Origin of the sequence: Chryseobacterium panacisoli (assembly GCF_008274625.1) — a bacterium.
GTDB classification, from domain to species: Bacteria; Bacteroidota; Bacteroidia; order Flavobacteriales; family Weeksellaceae; genus Chryseobacterium; species Chryseobacterium panacisoli.
The window spans coordinates 130809-148902 of sequence record NZ_VTRU01000001.1 but is presented as its reverse complement, the minus strand read 5'-3'; the positions used below and the strand labels follow the sequence as shown (position 1 = coordinate 148902).

Annotated in this window: 21 protein-coding genes and 1 tRNA gene; 5 read left to right on the top strand and 17 right to left on the bottom strand. The window is 35.2% G+C overall.

Annotated features, from left to right (window positions below; all coding sequences use genetic code 11):
- Window positions 1-2: 2 nt before the first annotated feature.
- The 6 genes from FW781_RS00700 to FW781_RS00675 all read right to left on the bottom strand — a co-directional run bounded on the left by FW781_RS00700 (window position 3) and on the right by FW781_RS00675 (window position 4406).
- A complete protein-coding gene (locus FW781_RS00700; protein ID WP_149385661.1) occupies window positions 3-1172 on the bottom strand; it encodes a glycosyltransferase family 87 protein in 1170 nt (389 codons plus the stop codon).
- Between the two features lie 29 nt (window positions 1173-1201).
- On the bottom strand, window positions 1202-2014 hold the full coding sequence (locus FW781_RS00695) for a 2,3,4,5-tetrahydropyridine-2,6-dicarboxylate N-succinyltransferase (protein WP_149385660.1): 813 nt from the start codon (window positions 2012-2014) through the stop codon (window positions 1202-1204).
- Between the two features lie 83 nt (window positions 2015-2097).
- Window positions 2098-2709 (bottom strand): methyltransferase family protein, encoded by a 612-nt coding sequence (locus tag FW781_RS00690; protein ID WP_149385659.1) that lies wholly within the window; start codon window positions 2707-2709, stop codon window positions 2098-2100.
- A gap of 300 nt (window positions 2710-3009) precedes the next feature.
- Window positions 3010-3381 carry a DUF2255 family protein gene (locus FW781_RS00685; protein WP_149385658.1) on the bottom strand — a complete coding sequence of 124 codons (372 nt, stop codon included), beginning with the start codon at window positions 3379-3381 and terminating at the stop codon, window positions 3010-3012.
- Window positions 3382-3489: 108 nt separating this feature from the next.
- Entirely contained in the window at window positions 3490-3819 is a 330-nt protein-coding gene (locus FW781_RS00680; RefSeq protein ID WP_172625634.1) for a LytR/AlgR family response regulator transcription factor, read from the bottom strand.
- Between the two features lie 14 nt (window positions 3820-3833).
- Entirely contained in the window at window positions 3834-4406 is a 573-nt protein-coding gene (locus FW781_RS00675; RefSeq protein WP_149385657.1) for a C40 family peptidase, read from the bottom strand.
- 154 nt (window positions 4407-4560) lie between these two features.
- Here FW781_RS00675 and FW781_RS00670 point away from each other — a divergent pair, with 154 nt between their 5' ends.
- Window positions 4561-5199, top strand: coding sequence for a hypothetical protein (locus tag FW781_RS00670; RefSeq protein WP_149385656.1), 639 nt, complete (start codon window positions 4561-4563; stop codon window positions 5197-5199).
- A 39-nt stretch (window positions 5200-5238) separates the two neighbouring features.
- On the opposite strand, the gene FW781_RS00665 is transcribed toward FW781_RS00670, so the two are convergent.
- The gene (locus FW781_RS00665; protein WP_149385655.1) at window positions 5239-5607 is read right to left on the bottom strand and encodes a hypothetical protein; all 369 of its coding nucleotides are present in this window, start codon (window positions 5605-5607) and stop codon (window positions 5239-5241) included.
- A gap of 386 nt (window positions 5608-5993) precedes the next feature.
- On the opposite strand from FW781_RS00665, the gene FW781_RS00660 reads away from it, so the two are divergent.
- Window positions 5994-6677, top strand: coding sequence for a hypothetical protein (locus FW781_RS00660; protein ID WP_149385654.1), 684 nt, complete (start codon window positions 5994-5996; stop codon window positions 6675-6677).
- Window positions 6678-6866: 189 nt separating this feature from the next.
- On the top strand, window positions 6867-7331 hold the full coding sequence (locus FW781_RS00655) for a hypothetical protein (RefSeq protein ID WP_149385653.1): 465 nt from the start codon (window positions 6867-6869) through the stop codon (window positions 7329-7331).
- A 210-nt stretch (window positions 7332-7541) separates the two neighbouring features.
- On the opposite strand, the gene arr is transcribed toward FW781_RS00655, so the two are convergent.
- The 5 genes from arr to FW781_RS00635 all read right to left on the bottom strand — a co-directional run bounded on the left by arr (window position 7542) and on the right by FW781_RS00635 (window position 10878).
- Window positions 7542-7976: an NAD(+)--rifampin ADP-ribosyltransferase gene (arr, locus tag FW781_RS22790; protein ID WP_394349720.1), complete on the bottom strand. Its 435-nt coding sequence runs from the start codon at window positions 7974-7976 to the stop codon at window positions 7542-7544.
- Between the two features lie 426 nt (window positions 7977-8402).
- Window positions 8403-9200 carry a Cof-type HAD-IIB family hydrolase gene (locus FW781_RS00645; RefSeq protein WP_149385651.1) on the bottom strand — a complete coding sequence of 266 codons (798 nt, stop codon included), beginning with the start codon at window positions 9198-9200 and terminating at the stop codon, window positions 8403-8405.
- A 479-nt stretch (window positions 9201-9679) separates the two neighbouring features.
- A tRNA-Ala gene (locus FW781_RS00640) sits at window positions 9680-9753 on the bottom strand.
- 172 nt (window positions 9754-9925) lie between these two features.
- The gene (locus tag FW781_RS22245; protein ID WP_172625633.1) at window positions 9926-10081 is read right to left on the bottom strand and encodes a hypothetical protein; all 156 of its coding nucleotides are present in this window, start codon (window positions 10079-10081) and stop codon (window positions 9926-9928) included.
- A gap of 257 nt (window positions 10082-10338) precedes the next feature.
- Entirely contained in the window at window positions 10339-10878 is a 540-nt protein-coding gene (locus FW781_RS00635; protein WP_149385650.1) for a hypothetical protein, read from the bottom strand.
- A gap of 846 nt (window positions 10879-11724) precedes the next feature.
- Between FW781_RS00635 and FW781_RS00630 the strand changes: the two genes are divergently transcribed.
- On the top strand, window positions 11725-12318 hold the full coding sequence (locus FW781_RS00630; RefSeq protein WP_149385649.1) for a Crp/Fnr family transcriptional regulator: 594 nt from the start codon (window positions 11725-11727) through the stop codon (window positions 12316-12318).
- A 190-nt stretch (window positions 12319-12508) separates the two neighbouring features.
- Here the strand turns inward: FW781_RS00630 and FW781_RS00625 are convergent, their stop codons facing one another.
- The 5 genes from FW781_RS00625 to FW781_RS00605 form a co-directional block, all read right to left on the bottom strand.
- Window positions 12509-13420, bottom strand: coding sequence for a complement C1q domain-containing protein (locus tag FW781_RS00625; RefSeq protein WP_149385648.1), 912 nt, complete (start codon window positions 13418-13420; stop codon window positions 12509-12511).
- 7 nt (window positions 13421-13427) lie between these two features.
- The gene (locus FW781_RS00620) at window positions 13428-14282 is read right to left on the bottom strand and encodes a complement C1q domain-containing protein (RefSeq protein WP_228720103.1); all 855 of its coding nucleotides are present in this window, start codon (window positions 14280-14282) and stop codon (window positions 13428-13430) included.
- A 9-nt stretch (window positions 14283-14291) separates the two neighbouring features.
- Complete coding sequence (locus FW781_RS00615; protein WP_228720102.1) at window positions 14292-15179, bottom strand: hypothetical protein; 888 nt, start codon at window positions 15177-15179, stop codon at window positions 14292-14294.
- A gap of 81 nt (window positions 15180-15260) precedes the next feature.
- The gene (locus FW781_RS00610; protein WP_149385646.1) at window positions 15261-15584 is read right to left on the bottom strand and encodes a helix-turn-helix domain-containing protein; all 324 of its coding nucleotides are present in this window, start codon (window positions 15582-15584) and stop codon (window positions 15261-15263) included.
- Between the two features lie 4 nt (window positions 15585-15588).
- Window positions 15589-16026, bottom strand: coding sequence for a helix-turn-helix domain-containing protein (locus tag FW781_RS00605; RefSeq protein ID WP_317133396.1), 438 nt, complete (start codon window positions 16024-16026; stop codon window positions 15589-15591).
- A 433-nt stretch (window positions 16027-16459) separates the two neighbouring features.
- On the opposite strand from FW781_RS00605, the gene FW781_RS00600 reads away from it, so the two are divergent.
- Entirely contained in the window at window positions 16460-18067 is a 1608-nt protein-coding gene (locus FW781_RS00600) for an AraC family transcriptional regulator (RefSeq protein ID WP_149385645.1), read from the top strand.
- Window positions 18068-18094: the final 27 nt, after the last annotated feature.

Genomic DNA, 18094 nt, shown 5'->3' with positions numbered 1-18094 from the left:
TATTAATTCAGGCTGTAATTTTTCTCAAAATCTTTAGTCAGAAGTTCATAAGTCACTCTTAACCAGATTACAATACAAGGTACAGCTTTTAATGAATATTTGATGATATAGTTTTCTTTTACAAATTTCGGAAATAGATCCGAAGTGGAAAAACATGTGAAAATAATGACAAAAACAAGTAGTCCTATAATAAGCGGTGTTCTTTCTTTCTGAAGGAAAAACCATATCAAAACTCCTACAACTGCAATAATGTATGTTGGAGATTCTGAACTGGAGCTGAACAATACCAAAAACAGTAAGGTTGAAGCCAGGATCATCAACTGGAAAGCATAGTGCTTGTATTGCTTAATTCTGATATAAGGTAAAGCAAAAAGCGGCAATCCACCTGCTAAAAACACAAGATTGGAAATGGAAGCATCTCCTAAAACTCTTCTTACAAAGCCCATCAGCGAGATATCCTGCATATTTCCCAATACCTGATTTTCACTGTTCTTTTCTACAATAGACTGAAACCAGTCTGAATAGCACTGAATCACAAACTGCGGACTTGAATACGCCATGGGAAGTACGAAAAACAATACTGCAACGGCTATTCCTGAAAGAATAAATCTGGCTTTATTTTTAATGAAGAAAAACTGTGTCAATCCTACAATTCCGTAGATTTTCACAAATATTCCTATTAAAATTGCAGTTACAGACCTCACTTCTTTTCTTTCGTAAATGTATACTGCAGATAAGAGTAAAAGGCCTGTCAGCGCTACATTAAACTGTAAACTTAAAGCTGCTGTAATGTATTCCTGAAGGCATAGCAATCCGAAAATTGCTTTTTTACTGTCTGAAAACGGCAGTTTATAAATACCATAGATGAAGATAAAAGTATTGGCAATATTCCAGAGTGAAATTCCCAGCCAATCCGGCATCATGGCAAACGGTGCAATCAAAGCACTGAAAAATACACCATAATGGTTTAGATCAAAATAAAGATCGGGATAGTGGATAAATAAGTTTTTCTGATGAATGGTATTAAAGAATACATTTTTAAAAATCAGATAGTTATTGATCGCATACTCTCCTCTCAGGTATTTGGAAATTGCTGTGACAACCGATATAATAAGATAAACCCCAAATATATATTTAGGGTTTAACAGTATTTTAAGGAATTTTTCTTTCAAGATTGCGGTATTAGCTTACAATATTAATCTTAAACAGCGACATTATTATCTCTCAATGCATCATTCAGAGATGTTTTCTTGTCTGTAGATTCTTTTCTCTGACCAATAATCAGTGCACATGGAACCTGATATTCTCCAGCCGGATATTGTTTTGTATAGCTTCCAGGGATTACTACTGAACGTGCAGGAACTCTCCCTTTGATTTCGACAGGTGTATCTCCTGTAACGTCAATAATTTTTGTAGAAGCTGTCAATACTACGTTGGCACCCAATACGGCTTCTTTTTCTACGTGAACTCCTTCTACAACGATACATCTTGAACCGATAAAGCAGTCATCTTCAATGATTACCGGAGCTGCCTGTAACGGCTCTAATACTCCACCAATACCTACACCACCACTCAGGTGAACATTTTTACCGATCTGTGCACAGCTTCCTACTGTAGCCCAAGTATCAACCATCGTTCCAGAGTCTACATAAGCTCCAATGTTTACATAAGATGGCATTAAAATAACTCCCGGAGCAATGTAAGCTCCTTCTCTTGCCACTGCATGTGGTACAACTCTCACTCCTTTTTCAGCATAGTTTCTCTTCAAAGGCATTTTATCATGAAATTCAAAAGGACCTACTTCAATAGTTTCCATTTTTTGGATCGGAAAATACATTACTACAGCTTTTTTTACCCATTCATTTACCTGCCATCCGTTTTCTGTAGGTTCAGCAGTACGAAGTTCACCTTTATCAACTAAAGAAATAACCTCTCTGATCGCCTTCTGGCTGTCTTCATTTTGTAGTAGCTCTCTATTATCCCAAATATTTTCAATAGTTTGTTGTAACGACATGTTTCTTATTTAAATTAGTTTGAAAAATTATACTGGCCAAAGATACAAAAAAGTTCAGCAAAACGGTTTTTAAGATAAGGCTTTTAATTAAGGTTAAACATCCTTGCAACCCTCTTTTTATAGGCAAGGTATATTTGGCCATGCTGTTTCAACAGATACTCTTCTTCAAGACGAATCTGAATCTGCATTAAAATGCTTCCGATCAGAAGAAAGACAAAAGCAATTGCAGTTGGGACAACAAGAAAAAATCCAACAAGGCTTATCGTCATTCCCAGGAATATGGGATTTCTTGAAAATCTGAATAATCCATGAGTTACCAAATCTGTTCTTGTTGTACCATCAATCCCGATCCGCCAGGAGTTTTTCATTTGAATCTGGGCTGTAATCACCCAAATAAAAGCCAGGATCATTAAAATAGATCCTACATATTGAACGATACTATTCTCCAGAAAATTGATCTTAAAAGCAGAAGCAATATCTTCAGGAAAAAATGAAAGAAGCATTACATAAATAAACATTGCAAACAGGATAATCTTAAAATACAATCCTACAAGCCCATAAGCAGAGTCGTCTTTGGGAAGGACATTAGGGTTTTTGCCAATCTGTTTTGCCACTTTGTAACTAATCCCGATAAAGGAAACAGCAAAGAAAAGGATGAAGTATAAGGGAGTAAAGAATCGGGTAAAATCTGTCATGTGAAAATAGTTTTAGACAAATTTCCGGCGTTTCGTCGTGCAATGCTATTGCAATGACAAAGATTTATTTGAATACAGAAAGGTAATAATTGGAAACCTAAGAACTCTCTTTCTCCGGAATTGTTGAAAATTCAACGATTTTTGAAATGATAATTAAAGAATATGGTTATGTAAGTTTCGGCTAAAGCCAATGAATTATTTGTTTTATTTAATAAACGGGCTAAAGCCCGTTCCTATTGAATGCCTTATCTATCATTTTTTTCTCAGATGGAGAAGGGGTATGTAGATTTTTAAATTTATTTAATCCAAAATAACGAACTCCATCGTTTTTGCAACATGTTTTTCCTGAATAATTCCCCGTGAATAAGGAATATTATGACCGGTGTTATACTTTGCCAGATAGGCCTGATTAATTTCTTCAGTGATATCATTGAGATCTTCAGGAATAGCCGCTTTTATAGGATAAATGATTTTACCACATTGGATCTCTCCTTCCGGATTTTCTAAAAATGTATTGTACCAGCTTTTTTCAGCGAGTCCCCATGATCTTGCAAATATTCTGTCCTGTACAACAATCATCCAGATTTCCAGGAAATCAGATCTTTGAAATCCTGCTTTTATTCCAATAATCGTATTGGTTTTGATGTAGTGTAATGCGTTTTCTTTATTCATTATATAAGTTTTTGGTAAAACTAGAATAAGAAAACAGGAATAAAAACTTTTTTATGTACAGGGTACGAAATAGAATGCGGATGGCTCTTTTTCTGATGTAGATAATTTTTAAAGCATCATTTTACCGAGAGCAGAATGGAGACATTCTTTATAGCTTTTGGCTACAGTAATTTTCAATTCGCCGCATATAAGATGATTGTCTTCAAAAGATTCTATATTGGTAAGATTGACAATATATGAATTGTGGACCCTCATAAATTCTTCCGGAAGTGTTTCAATAAGGTCTTTAAGTGTTTTGTAATAAATATATCTTTTATGGTCTATGGTATGAACTTCCACGTAATTCCCGAGCCCTTTGATGACATTAATATCTTTAAAGAAAAGCTTGACCAGCTTTTTATCTGTCCTAATGAAGGCAAATGTCCGGTTCTCTATCATTTCAAAAGATATTTTTACAGAACTCTTTGGGCATGAAGGTAAGCCTTGTTCCAGTATTTTTCGTTCAGAGATGAAATTATTACTCCTTTTGAAGTAGAAGCATGGATAAACTTCACTTCTCCGTCAGGACCAATATCATGAACAATGCCTACATGAGATACTCTGCTTCCTCCTGCTGTTGCAAAAAATAAAAGATCCCCGGGTTTAACGTCTCTGATATCGATATTTTTACCGGCTTCAGCCTGGTCAGAAGATCTTCTAGGAAGGTTGAAATCATTTTCCTGAAACACTTTTACGGTAAATCCGGAACAGTCAAATCCTGATGATGTATTTCCTCCAAATTTATAGGGTGTTCCGATGTATTTTTCAGCATCTTTCAGAATATCATTAATTGATCTGGGTACACTTCCGTCAAATTTTGAATCCAGTTTTCTGAGGTTTTCAGATTTTGCAACTGTTTTCGTATTTGATTTTTTGCTGCCGGAAACATTTTTCGATGATCCGCAGGACACCACAAAAGCAGATGCAATCAGCAAAACAGACCACTGCTTTATTCTTATTCTTTGTTCAAATAATCCCAATCCCATATTCGTCTGATTTATACTCGGTTAAGTAATTCTTCAACAAATATACATTTTATATTTTAATTATGATATAACTATACTACAACTATATTATAAATATATGTTAAAATTTTGTTTTCAAGTATTTATTGTTATATTTGATTCCTATTTTGAAAATATGGCAACCTATGAAAGTCTCATCAAGATTACGGGCGCTGTAGGCGACCTTGTATTTTATACTCTGAACGGCAAGAATGTGGTTCGGAAGAAAAGCGGGTTCAATAAAGCTGCTTTTAAAAAAAGTCCGGCATATGAGAAAGTCCGGCAGAATAGTTCGGAATTCGGGCACTGCTCCAAAATTGGAAAGATAATCAGGAATACTCTGGAAATTTATATCAAAGAAGCAGGTGATCCCCTCCTCTACCAAAAGTTCGCAAAGGTTATGACAATGGTCAAAGATTTGGATATGATTTCCGGAAGGGGAAAACGAACCGTTGAAAATGGTTTAAAGACTGAAGAAGGAAGAAAGCTTCTGAGAGAATTTCAGTTGGGTACAATCCCTAATGTTTCGGATTGCATCAGAATTGAGGATCATATTCTTTATAAAAATAATGGTTGTACTGCTGATAAAGCCGTCATTGTAACTATAAAATTAGATTCTGAAAATTACAGCACAGAATATGCTGAAGAAATAATCAGCTGGAATCAGCAACAGCAAAGACCTTTTAAAAAATATTTTTCAGAAAATGATCTTCCCCTCTATTTTACGGTCCTGAAGAATGATCACGATGAGATTACCCATATGGGATTTGTTTAAATAAAAAAGTCTGCAGTAGATCCTGCAGACTTTCTTGTTTTATTTTTTCTCTCCTTTCCAGCTTCCTGACTGTGCAGGTGTTGGAAGTGAGTTGGACCAGTTTCCGTTTCCTTTTTTTTCAGTTGTTAACGTTCCCTTGAAATCTCCTTGTGAAGGAAGTCCTACTCTTGCGTTAAGATCTCCTGTCTCACTTAAATTCCCGTTAATACTATAGTTTTCATTATTAACGTCGGAATGCATTGTTCCTACCACTTTACCACTCTCATCTACCACGAAGTTCCAAACTCCTTTATCATTTCCTTCATAAGAACCTGACCATGTTCCTACATAATCATAGATGGTATCATCATCAGAGCTGCAGCCGATAAATAAAAACGCCGTTAATAAAAGTAAAAAAAGTTTCTTCATAGTTTCAGTAGTTTTATAACCTAAAATCCTGTTATTCTCCATGGACTTCCCTCCTAAAAATTCAGTCAAAGAGAATAGTGTTTAATATTTATTATTTTTTGTTCCGTGCAAATCTACTAATTTTTTCATTCAAATTATCTGAATTTTAATTAGCGTCCAATATGTTTATTAAAAAACAACATATTTTGGCTAAAATACAAATATTTTTCAAACAAATACAAGGTGTATAAATTTTGAGTTATTCTAAAAATGACATTTGAAATTTGATATTGCTCTGTTCAATATCTGTTTACAAATACTTTATACTAGATTTCAGGCGATTTCAACACTCATTTTAAAGTTATTTCCTATATTAGTGAAAAATTTAATCTTTTTCAAATAATAACATGAAAACAAAAACATTCTTTTTGGCAGCACTTGCTATGGGTGGGAGTTTAACAGCCCAGGTAGGGATCAATACATCTACTCCATCCCATACGTTGGATGTCAATGGCCTGGTAAGAGTAAGAGGACTTTCAAATGCTGAAAAAAAAATTGTTGCGGCGGATGCACAAGGAGTTTTAACCCTTATATCTCCTGAAGAAATTTTCGCTCCCAAAGCTTTATTGAACACTTCTACATCTTCCTCTGAACAAAGGTTCACCGTCTATGAAGGAAAATGCTTTCAGCCTACTGATAACGCATCCTCCTGTACCGTTTCTTTAAATCATTACACATCCTGTTCCGGATTCACCAATCCTGTAGACACCCAGATTATTGTAGGACAGGGCATCAATACGGGTAACGGGCAGTTTTTAGGAACCTGGACAGCCCGATATGTTGACAATAAAGGATTCAGTGGAACAACTGCTGTTGCCAACCAGACAGCACCGGATTATCCAAGAATTTCCTATCCAAATGCCAATACTGTAAACTATTTAGGAAGCGGTAACTTCAATGGTCAATGTAATACTGATTTTGTAACAACCATCAACCAGACCACGGGAGACATAAAAATAGAGTCTGTAAAACGAAACATGTTCGCACATCTTGTGTATCTCATCAACATTGCCCGTTCCAGATCTTTATAATAGTCGATATTTGATTTCAAAAGAGGCAGCCACAATTGAATTGTGGCTGTTTTTTATCTAATAATCAAACACTTCCGTTTAGTTTAATGGTATTAATTTCTATATTCAATCAAAAACTTTAATACTCAATCATAATTTTTGTTTGAACGAAAATCGAAATACTTCACTTAAAAATCGTACTATTATATTATGAAACAGATACCAACTGAAGAAACTTTTTCCTCGCCGCAATGGTTAAAAATACTCTGCTATTTTTTCGGACCTCTCATAATTGTGACCGGATTTGGTCTTCTCATTCAGAAAGACCTTCCCCAGGAAATTATTTTTCTGGTACCGTTACTTTTGCTGATTGCCGTTAGTATGCTGATGTATACCCGGCTAAAGCTAATCATTTCAAATACAGATATCCGCTTTACAGGTGGTCTGAAACAACATCAAATTCTCTGGACTGACATTACAGGAATAGATATGAAAATGGTTGGCAAATATCAGACGCCAATCTGTACTTTGTACTACGGCAAAAAATCATTGGAGCTCAATAGAGGTTTTTATTTAAAAAGACAGTTCAACAGAATCTTATCGTTATTGGAAATGAAGGCTGCACCGGAACTATTTACAGAAAAATATCAAGGGATCCGTCGTCAGATCAGTTAATTTACTAAAATCATCCAACAGAAAAGCCCCCACAGAGAGGCTAAAACTATTGGATGAATGAAAAACTTATCCCAAATGTATGACATATTCATTCTGCCTTTTATGCGTATAATCATAATCGGGGATTTTCATTGCTGCTATTGCTGTATATTTTTGGTATTGATATAGCGATTGGCAAAAGTACAGGAATTTGGAAGGTAAATCATAAGTTTAATTGATGATCTCTCCTTTGCTGTCACCCAATTTTTCACGGAACCTTTGAAGATCTTCAGGGTTAGGCTTTGTCCATTCTTTAGCCTCTCCAATAATTTTTAAAGGCATTTCGGAGCGGTAAGAACGCGTGGGATTTCCCGGGAATTTCTTATCTGTTACATTGGGATCATTTTCATAGGCGCCTGTTGGCTCCACAATATATACATGCTCTACTCCATCCCCTTTTGCTAAAGCGGCAGCAAGCCCTGCTCCGCTAATCAAAGCTGTGAAATAGATATGATTCATTTTTAATTCGGACTTATAATTTGAAATTCCGCCTGCTGTCAGTAGATCTCCAGTCTGCAAATGGGCTTTTGTTCCATGGTAAAACGGTCCTTTATCAGAAGGATGGTTTTTTAATTCCAGTGCCAGTTCAGCATTCTTTTTTGACATTTCTGCATCTCCCAGCTCCTCATAGCATTTGGAAATATTGAGGTACAGAGCCGGCAAGGCACTTTTAACCGTATCATCATTTATTTTTAAAGCAAATTCTAAAGAGGTTTCAAGCCACTTCAAACGATCAGCAGAAGTTTTTTGATGACGTGAAACATAATGAGCTGCCAGAAATTTTTCGTGATCGTCTACCGCTTCTTCCCAGGCTTGCATAAACAGTTTCGCTGCTTCTTCAGGCATGTCTTTATCTTCCATACCCATCCCCTGAAGGCAAAGTTTGATTACATTATTAAAAGGTGAAAATTCCATGCTTTATTTTTTACTTATTCCAAATGTAGATAAATATGATAAGACAAAGACTTAACGGATCAAATTCTATAATGAGGATGAGCCTTTAAAGATTCTTCTATAAATTATTCAGAAATATCAGTTCTGCAGATAATCCTTAATTGTTTTCAGCACTCCAAAGCTGTCATTAGTAGAAGCTTCAAAATTAGCGATCTCCTTCACATTAGGATGGGCATTTTTCATAGCATAGGAATATTTGGCATTCTTCAGCATTTCTATATCGTTCATATAATCCCCGAAAGCCATCGTATTTTCGGGAGAAATGCCCAGAGACTTCTGGAGTATTTTCAGGGCATTCCCTTTATTGATATCTTTATTCATGACATCGAGCCAATGCGCACCGGAAATGACAACTTCAAGGCCCAGTTCTTCAAATTTTTTAAGAGCAGGATAAAGATTCTTTTCAGAACCATCAGGATGGTAAACCGCAATTTTAAAGACTGTATCATCAATTCTTTCCGTCAGATCATCTTTTTTCATGTTTTGAGTATAGTATTTTGAGAAAAAATCCACGAACTGCTGATCATCGGTTTCATAATAAGCATATTTTTTAGCTGACACTACAGCTTTAGCTCCCGGTATTTCACGAACAGTATTTATGATCTCAACAACATGCTGATACTCCAGGGCATCAGCAAAAAGTTCCTGATCTTTATAAATTACATAACCGCCATTTTCAGCTATAAAGCCGATCTCACTCTCTATATCCCCAAAATAATGGGTAATCCCAGGCATCTGTCTTCCGCTTGCCGGCACAAATAAAATGTTTCTTTTTTTCAGTTCTTGGTAAACATCCGAAAATTCAGGGCTCATTTCATGACTGGAATTGAGAAAAGTCCCGTCCATGTCAGTGACAATTAATTTGATATGCTTCATAATATAGGTTAGTGAACAAATAAGAATCAACTTAAACGTTCATTAATAGAAAACAATATAGTTGAATATAAAATAATACATATAACTTAATCAGATTCCTTAATAAAAGATCAATTAGCATGATCTGATTAAAGAAAACTCCATTTCTCAGTTATATTTCTAGAGTTAAAGATAGATTATTAAAACTGAAAAACACTATTAAATATAGTTAATTCCAGATAGATTACGATATCTATATCCATCACAGAAAATAATTGTTTGATAAGCGTGGTAAACTTTGCAGGTCTCCCGGATTCTCCTAAAATATTCTGTTACAATTATTTATAAAGCAAATGGAATTACGACGATTTAGTCACAAATTTCACGAGTTTTTAAAATTTTGTTAATGAGGAGATAAAAAAAATCCTGCAAAATTTAATTTTTTGCAGGATTTATCAGTCTTTTTTGTGCATTCTGAAGATTTCACCAGTTGCACCAAGTGGAGAATACGGGATTCGAACCCGTGACCTTTTGACTGCCAGTCAAACGCGCTAGCCAACTGCGCCAATCCCCCATATCTTCTTTTTGTGAAGCGGGTACAAAAGTAAGTATTTAATTAATATATGCAACTATTTTGTGGCTTTATTTCATAAAAAATTTGAAACTCAGCTATAGTTCTTCCTTACCCAATTGGTTATATAAAAATAGGGCAATAAAAAAAGGCCGGATAACCGGCCTTTATAAATTTAATGAACTTCAGGATCCCATGGCGCTTTAATTAAAACGCTACAAGCAAAAGTACAAGATTCTATTGAGCTAAATTCCCCAATATATCTGGTACCACAATTACATGCAAAGCCTCCTCCAATTGTTTTTAAGGCATTTCTTGATAATTTTTTCATAATATTTTTTTTTGATTCTGATGTGAAATTATGATGGTATGAAAAATAAGGCAAGGGGTAATTAGTAAGTGTGGATGTATAGACAATAAGTGTAATCGCTATTTGATACCGTAAAGATGAACGTATGTAAATCTTGCACATGGGGTTCACTTTTCTCAAAAAAAAGATAAATAAATACCCACAATGATGAATTTTACGAAATAAAAATCCCCGGATTTCTCCGAGGACCAATAATGTAATAATTTTTTTATACTATTTTAATAGGCATAAAATGCAATTCCTTCATAAGTCCATCCATTTCCACCAGTACCAAGTTCAGCAAGATTTTTTGTGTAAAAATGACCATTTTTTGAAGATCTGTAATACCTGTAAACAGGAACCGCACCAGGCAAACCTTGTTGAACCGGCCAGCCTATAGCTTCTCTAAACACATAGCCCTGCGCCTCCAATGCAGCTCTATCAAACTGATTTACAGCAATTACCATATCCAGGTTATTGGGATTCATATACACGGCTAAACTATATAAAGTACTCGGAGCGCTTGTAGTTTTAAATGCAAGCCCTTCACTGGACCAACTATGCTGGCCGACAGGGCCTGTAGTTGAACCAAAATAATGCTTCATCAATGAATTGCTATAATATCTATAAACATTAACATCTTCACTTAATTTGGCAGCGGAACTGATCCTGCTTTTTGACGCAATTGATTGTTGATTTTCTGCCTGAATTTCAGATTCCTCTCTTCCACAGGATAATAATGTTAATGCACAGACTGATGCAAAAAATAGCTTTTTCATAGTTATATTAGTTTTTAATTCGATGCAATAATACGAAAAATAATCACTTTATATCATATACCAGTGAATAATTAAGTAAAATTAATAATTGAGAATCCCTGCAAATAGAAAACCTCCCGGCTAACCAGGAGGTGAAAAGTGTAAAATGAATTATAAGTTATATGATGTGGTGTTAAATAAAACTTTTTTCATCACATCAACCAATATGCCAAATTAATCACATTGAATTGAATAATGATCTTTTGTGGTATATTTCCTTTTGAAATAAACATCTGCTATTCAAATAGTACGGCAGATGGTGCATTACAATACCGTATATTTTTCATAAAATGGAGTAACCTTTGTCTTTACGATAATTACAGTAACTAAACCATTGCATATCAAGCAGGATATAGTCATTGTCCGGTACCATTTTTTAATTGTAAAAGTAATCCAGTCACCCTTTTCGATCAATTGGTACATTTTTTTTTTAAAATACCTCACAATATGATCCTTCCTCTTTCCTTTTAATGAAAATAAGTCTTTCATAATCTTTGATAATCTTTTATAATTTTGAGTTTAACAAGTTTTTATGTTATCCTTATTTCATGGTTAGTTTTATTATTCCAAATATAGTGAAATACAGGGTCTGATATTATGATTCTGATCATAATAGGTGTGTTAAAATATATTAAATCCCTTCTGACAGGAGTTTTATTTATTGCAGATAATGGTGGAGGAATAAAAAAACAGGCAAAAAATGTGGTACCTTTTTTTATAAAATTTGTTGAAAATGGTTTGTTTTTTGTTTTGCGTTTTATAAATTTTTTAAAAATAATTCATTATTAACTTATAAAATTTAAAGACATGATAATAAGTGAAGATTTATTATTAGCCTATGGTGCAAATTATGAAAGTTTTGAAGCCAATCAAACGATTTTTCATGAAGGAAATTTGCCAAAGTTTTATTATCAGATTATTAATGGTATTGTTGAACTAAGCAATTATCACGAAGATGGCAAAGAATTTATTCAAAACATTCTGTATGACGGAGAAAGTTTTGGAGAATCTTTTCTCTTTGATGAAAAGGGCTACCCTACCAATGCTACAGCTAAAACGTCCTGTACTGTTCTCAAATTATCCAAAGCGGATTTCTTCAATTTACTGGAGCAGAATCCGGAAGTTTCTTCCAACATGTTCAAATGTCTGGCTGAGCGGCTATATTACAAGTATGTAATGCTATTTAATGTTTCCTCACCAAATCCCTTAAATAAAATCAAAACAGTAATGGATTATCTTAAGGGCAATAGTGACAACGACAAATATTCTTTTCAGATTCCTCTCACCAGACAGCAGTTAGCTAATTTAACGGGGCTGCGTGTGGAAACAGTTATCAGAACAATTAAAAAAATGCATAATGCGCATTTAATAAAAGTCCAGAACAGAAAGATATTTTATTAAAGGTCAGGAATTCGGTAACAGCAGGTATAATAATTTGAGAAGCTCCCCTTAAGAGGGAGCTTCTCAGCATATATTAAGACATTTGTGTATTGTTTGTACAAATTTGGGTCATCAGTCAGCGAATGATAAACAGAAGGGTTTCCGCTCATTAAAAAATATATTTTTCAGAGCATTTTAGTGAATCGCATCCTTATTGTTCTACTATTGTCAGGGAATTGTATGCTCCGCTTCCTGATATATCAAACTGGCTTATAGTACCGTCAAATGCCACTGTAATCCAGGTAAAAGGTCTTAAACGATCTCCTTTGTTCAAATAAACACTTACGGTACATGCAGAACCCACAGCCACAGCATTGGGACTGGCTCCTGTATCAGAAGCATATCCATTATTTGTTTTTACCCTTTGAGTGATTGTACCTCCCGGATTTCTGACCTCCCAGATAGCTTCTGTCTGATTATTTCCTCCGGTATTAACCTGGCTGGACTGCAGTGCAAAAGTAAAGGTGGCAAAATACACTCCGGTTCGGGGGGCAACAAATTCTCCTGTGGCCGGATTAAAATTGTTTGTAGGCACCCCGGAATCTGAATCAAGCTTTTCTACCCAATTGGTTAAATAAGACGATCTGCGCTGTACAATACCTGATTTGGTTCCTATTTCTGAAGGTGTTGCACTTTCAAAAACGTAAGTATCCTGAGTTACTTTGTTGGCCATAACCACAATACGGGGCTTACCTTTAGGAAAAAAACTTACCCAGCTTACCCCATCAGAAAATTCTAAATAACCTTTTACCCCAATGGCCGGACTTGCAACATACCGTAAAGCCCCTGCCCCTGCCTGGCTGGCTGTTTTATCTGTATTGCCTATCGCCACTGAACCATTATTTCCACTGCGCAAATCTATTGCAACCTTCGGGTTGGGGACCAATACTCCCAACTTACCGGTATTGTCTATCACAACCTTGCCAGCATTGGTATTGATTTCAACGGGATTTGCCGGGTTTTCTACTCCAAATCCTATTTGTGCATTGACATGGAGCACTCCCAGAAGCAGAGCAGTGAAAATTAAGGGAGTTTCTTTGATTTTATATAGCTGTATCATCATTTTATTTTTATAGCTCACTAATACTTAAATTATTTAATTTTCCATCATTTAAGGTATTTCTTGCAGTACCCAAATTATGTTTAACGCTGAATTTAATGGTATTGCCTGTCTTCAGATTGAAAATAGCATTACAGTTTCCGCTTATAAAATTACTGACTGCCCCTGCCTGAAATGCAGGATAAGAGTTTAATGTTTTAAATATTGGAATATTCTCAGTACTCTGATTACTTTCTATTGCCGTTTCTAGAAAAGTATTTTTAGGGATGTTGCCATTAGCTAACGTAATATTAAATGACACCAGATAAAATCCGTCACGGGGAGCGGTAAAAGTACCGCTAGAGGGATCAAAGTCTCCATTGGGAACTGCCGTACCTAAATCAACGGTTTCATTCCAGCCTGATATTGGAGTGGCTGTATTGTTTCCAATACTTTGTACAGAGCTTTTATTGGCATTCACAAGTGCCTTGGCCGGTGCTGTAAGGGGCAGAGCAATCCATTGCTCCCCATCTGAATATTCTAAAAATCCACCTGTATTATACCGTATAGCACCTGCGCCTGCCTCGCTTGGTGTCTGTACACTTGTTCCCACCCCGATAATTCCTTTGTTATCCGGGGAACGGAGATCCAGTTTGGTTACCGGATTGAGCAGTCCAATTCCCATGTTCCCCGTCGTGCTTACAACAATATCATTAGATAATTTCAACGCATCCGGTGCCTCACCGTTGTCTTTTGCTGCATCTATATGTAACGTCTGTGCAGGATTATGAGTAAAAACACCTACCTGCGCAACGAGGTTGCCTGAGGAAAAATATAAAACATTGGCAAGCAATGTATATAGTATAGTCCTGTTCTTTTTCATCATATTGATTTTTTAATGTTCGATAATTGTTAAATTATTAAACCCATCATCCGGATTAGTGGGATCTGTAGAGTTACTTGTGACCCTAAGTGTAACGGCACCGCTCGAAATAAGATTATGCCAGAGCCTTGTTACTACTTTTGCACCTGCATTCAATGTAAGTGTAACTGTACTTGATCCTCCTGCTTGTGTAGACCGGGTTGCATTAGCATCATCAGAAGTGCCAGTCATTGATTGTCCGAAGGTCTTATACACACTCGCCAGAACAGTGTTTGTTGTGGTATTATAAAATTGTGATTCAACTCTGGAACCATCATTAATAACTATCCCATTAAAATTAAAGGTTAATAAAAAAGTATATGTACCATCACGGGGAGCTGTAAAAACTCCTAAATTGGCATCAAAACTATTACTCATATCACGTACCACACTCCAGTTACCAATATTGGTGGCCGAGCCCTGGGTTATTGACTGGCTGGTAATTTTACGTGCCACTACAACCGCCTTCTGTGGGGCAACATACGCCTTATTCCATACTGAACCGTCTGATACTTCAATCTTTGCTCCTGCAGGTGCATTGATGACATCGTACCGTATAGCTCCTGCTCCTGCCGAAGCAGCACTCATCATAGTTGTATTTAGTCCCAAAGCATTTTCCGAGCCCACAGACCTCATATCAAGCTTTACTTTAGGCTCAAGAACTCCCAGCCCTAAAAAACCTGTAGCCTTGCTGATAATAAAATCGTTTGCAGCCTGAGCAGCTGTTGGTGTTCCCGTGGCCGCATTATCTCTGGCCCCATCTGCATGTAAAATACCCTGGGGATTTGAGGTTCCTATTCCTGTCTGTGCGTTTACAGGAGAAAAAAAACCATGCATTCCACCCAGTACTACTATGATCATTTTTTTATTCATCTGTTTCATATTTTTAATTGAACTATTGAAGTTTGATCCATAACAGATCTTTTAAAAGGTTAAAAAATATCAGATAGGAAAAAGACTTTTCCATTTTGTAACAGTATTTCTGCTTAATTTAAAATGTCCGGCAAGCTGGGAATTGTTCAGCCGGTTCTTTTTCTGATATTCTAATATCTGATAAATTACAGATTCATTATAAGAGCGGTGTTTCTGATTAAAAACACTGTTTTCTTTGGAACTGTTTCTGAAAAGAAGCTCATTAAGGTCTATAATATCAAGTACCGATAAATCTGATTTCTCTAATAAATGGCTGCATATTTCTTTTTTTTCTGGGAATTTTATATTGATTATGTCATTAAAAATTTTTTTATAATCAGGTGTGTTTTTCATTTAATTAATCTTTCTTTTTTGATTGTGTATATTTGCTCACCCATTTGTACAGGGTAGATCTCGGAATTCTATATTCTTGTACGATTTGCATTTGTGTTTTACTTCCATTTCCAATTTGTTCCAGAATAAAATCTACCATCTCTTTTGTATATATGTTTTTCCGGTACTGGGGAAGAGAGGTTTTCTTTTCAGAATCATTTGAAATGGCCTGAGGAGCATAAAGGATCAGATACTGAGAATAAAGTCTGAAAAAATCATATTCCAGCAGTGTACTAAGTTTCAATATGATTTCAGAATCCAGAGATTTTTCTGACAGCATATAATTCAATTCGTCTTCTGTACATTTCAAAAACTTACATACCCTGAGCATATCGATATTCCGTTCTTCAATACGCAGTTTTATCAGAGATCCTATATGAATATTTTTAAGATCCAGGATCATGGGCGGATGATTTTTACAGTTATTTTTTTCATCATTCGGCTTTTTTGTTTTAGAATTTTGTGTTCATATCAAAAGCTGCTTTATTGCCTATTTATTTAGATTTAACTGTTCCCATTCCTAAATCCTTATCACAGCATAAAGCATTCTTCAATCGCAAATGTAGATGATTGCCATACACCAAATAAGTATGTGTAGTAAGAAATTCGGTTTATATTACATTCCCGAAACAGGCAAAATTCAAGGTTAAAGTCATATAATAGAATAAAAGGAAAGTACAATACATGAAAAACAGCTATTTATACAGATATAATTAACAGTCAAATATTTATCTGTAAAAACAACCATATAATTTCCGAAATAATTACATTTAAGTAACAGATAAATACTTAAAATAACGCTAAAATTGCAAACAGAAAAAACAAACTTAACTAGGATGAAAAACAACATTATTCTTTTGTTCACCTGTATTATTTTCGGTTTTTATCACGCGCAAATAAATAATCGAACCACTACAAAACAAAGCATCGACAAAAAATTAGCATCTGCTAAAAATACATCTCTTGATCCTAAGAAAAGGATTCAGCTTTATGTGCAGATATTCAAAGATGCTAAAGACATGAATGACAGAGCAGCCATCCTTACAAGCGGTAAGAACTTAATGATGCTCTATCACAATACCGGTGAAAATGAAAAATCTATCGAATACTCATATGAAGTAGAAAAGGCAGCCAAAGAAGCTGATGATAACGAATCTATTGCAATGGCCCATATTGAGAGAGGAACCGCCCTTTCTGCACTGGGTCTTTTTGATGAAAATTATAAAGAGCTTCATAAGGCAGAATATTTTGTCAGTAAACTTACCGATGAGAATAAAAAACATTTGAACAGGGCACATATTTACCAGGGTTTAACCGCCGGTTATTACATTCCTAAAAAAGCGCATCAGGATACTATTTTATTATATTTCAAAAAAAGCCTGCAGGAAGCAGAAAGAATAAATGATATTGAAAATACCCGGCAGACAGATGAAAAGTATGATATGATCTCTTATCTCTATATGAATATAGGAATGTATCATGCGATGATTTCAAATCCTAAACGGCTGGATATTGCTGAAGAATACCTTCAAAAATCTTTAAACATCATGAATCAAAGAAAGTTTACCCAAATGAAGGTTGATAAAATTCCTATATTAAATTATTTGGGACACTTCTATTCGGAACAGGGTAAGAATACAGAAGCCATTGAGTATGCACGGGAAGTTTTACAATTAGAAAAGAGAACACATTCTCCTTCCAGCAGAGTGGCTGCATATGCTACATTGACCAATTCTTTTGAAAGTCTTAAAAATAAAGATTCCACCATTAAATATATGGCTCTTTATTCAAACCTCAGCGATAGTTTAGCCCATTCCAATAAGATGTCTGCCGACAAAACTATAAAAAAAATGAGCCTGCAGAAAGATAAAGTTCATCAGAATAATATCTTACAGTTCGCCACCGTTTTTTTTATCATGGCCCTGATTCTTGTCACAGGAGGATGGTGGTATTGGAAACGAAATCAAACCAAACTTCATCAACGATACGAAACAATTATTGAGAACCTCAAAAACGAAGTTCAAATCACTGAAAATCAACCCACGGAAACCAGAGCGGAAAATAATCTAATCATCTCAGAAGAAACTACAGCTTTATTACTGAGTAAACTTTCAAAATTTGAGAAATCTGAAAAGTTTCTGAAAAAAGATCTTACACTCACTTCTTTATCCAATTCACTTAATACCAATCCAAGATATCTGTCAGAGATTATCAAACAATATAAAAATAAAAGCTTCAATAATTACATTAATGGTCTTCGTATTCAATTTATTACCAATAAATTATATGACACTTCTATCTTCAGAGAATATAAAATAAGCTATCTGGCAGAAGCCTGCGGTTTCTCTTCAAGAGAAGTTTTTACAGTTATCTTTAAAAAAGAAACCGGGGTAAGCCCTTCCTATTTTATCAGCCAGCTGAAAAAAGAAAAAACAGCAGAGTAATGAATCCATGATCTACTGTCTGAAAAA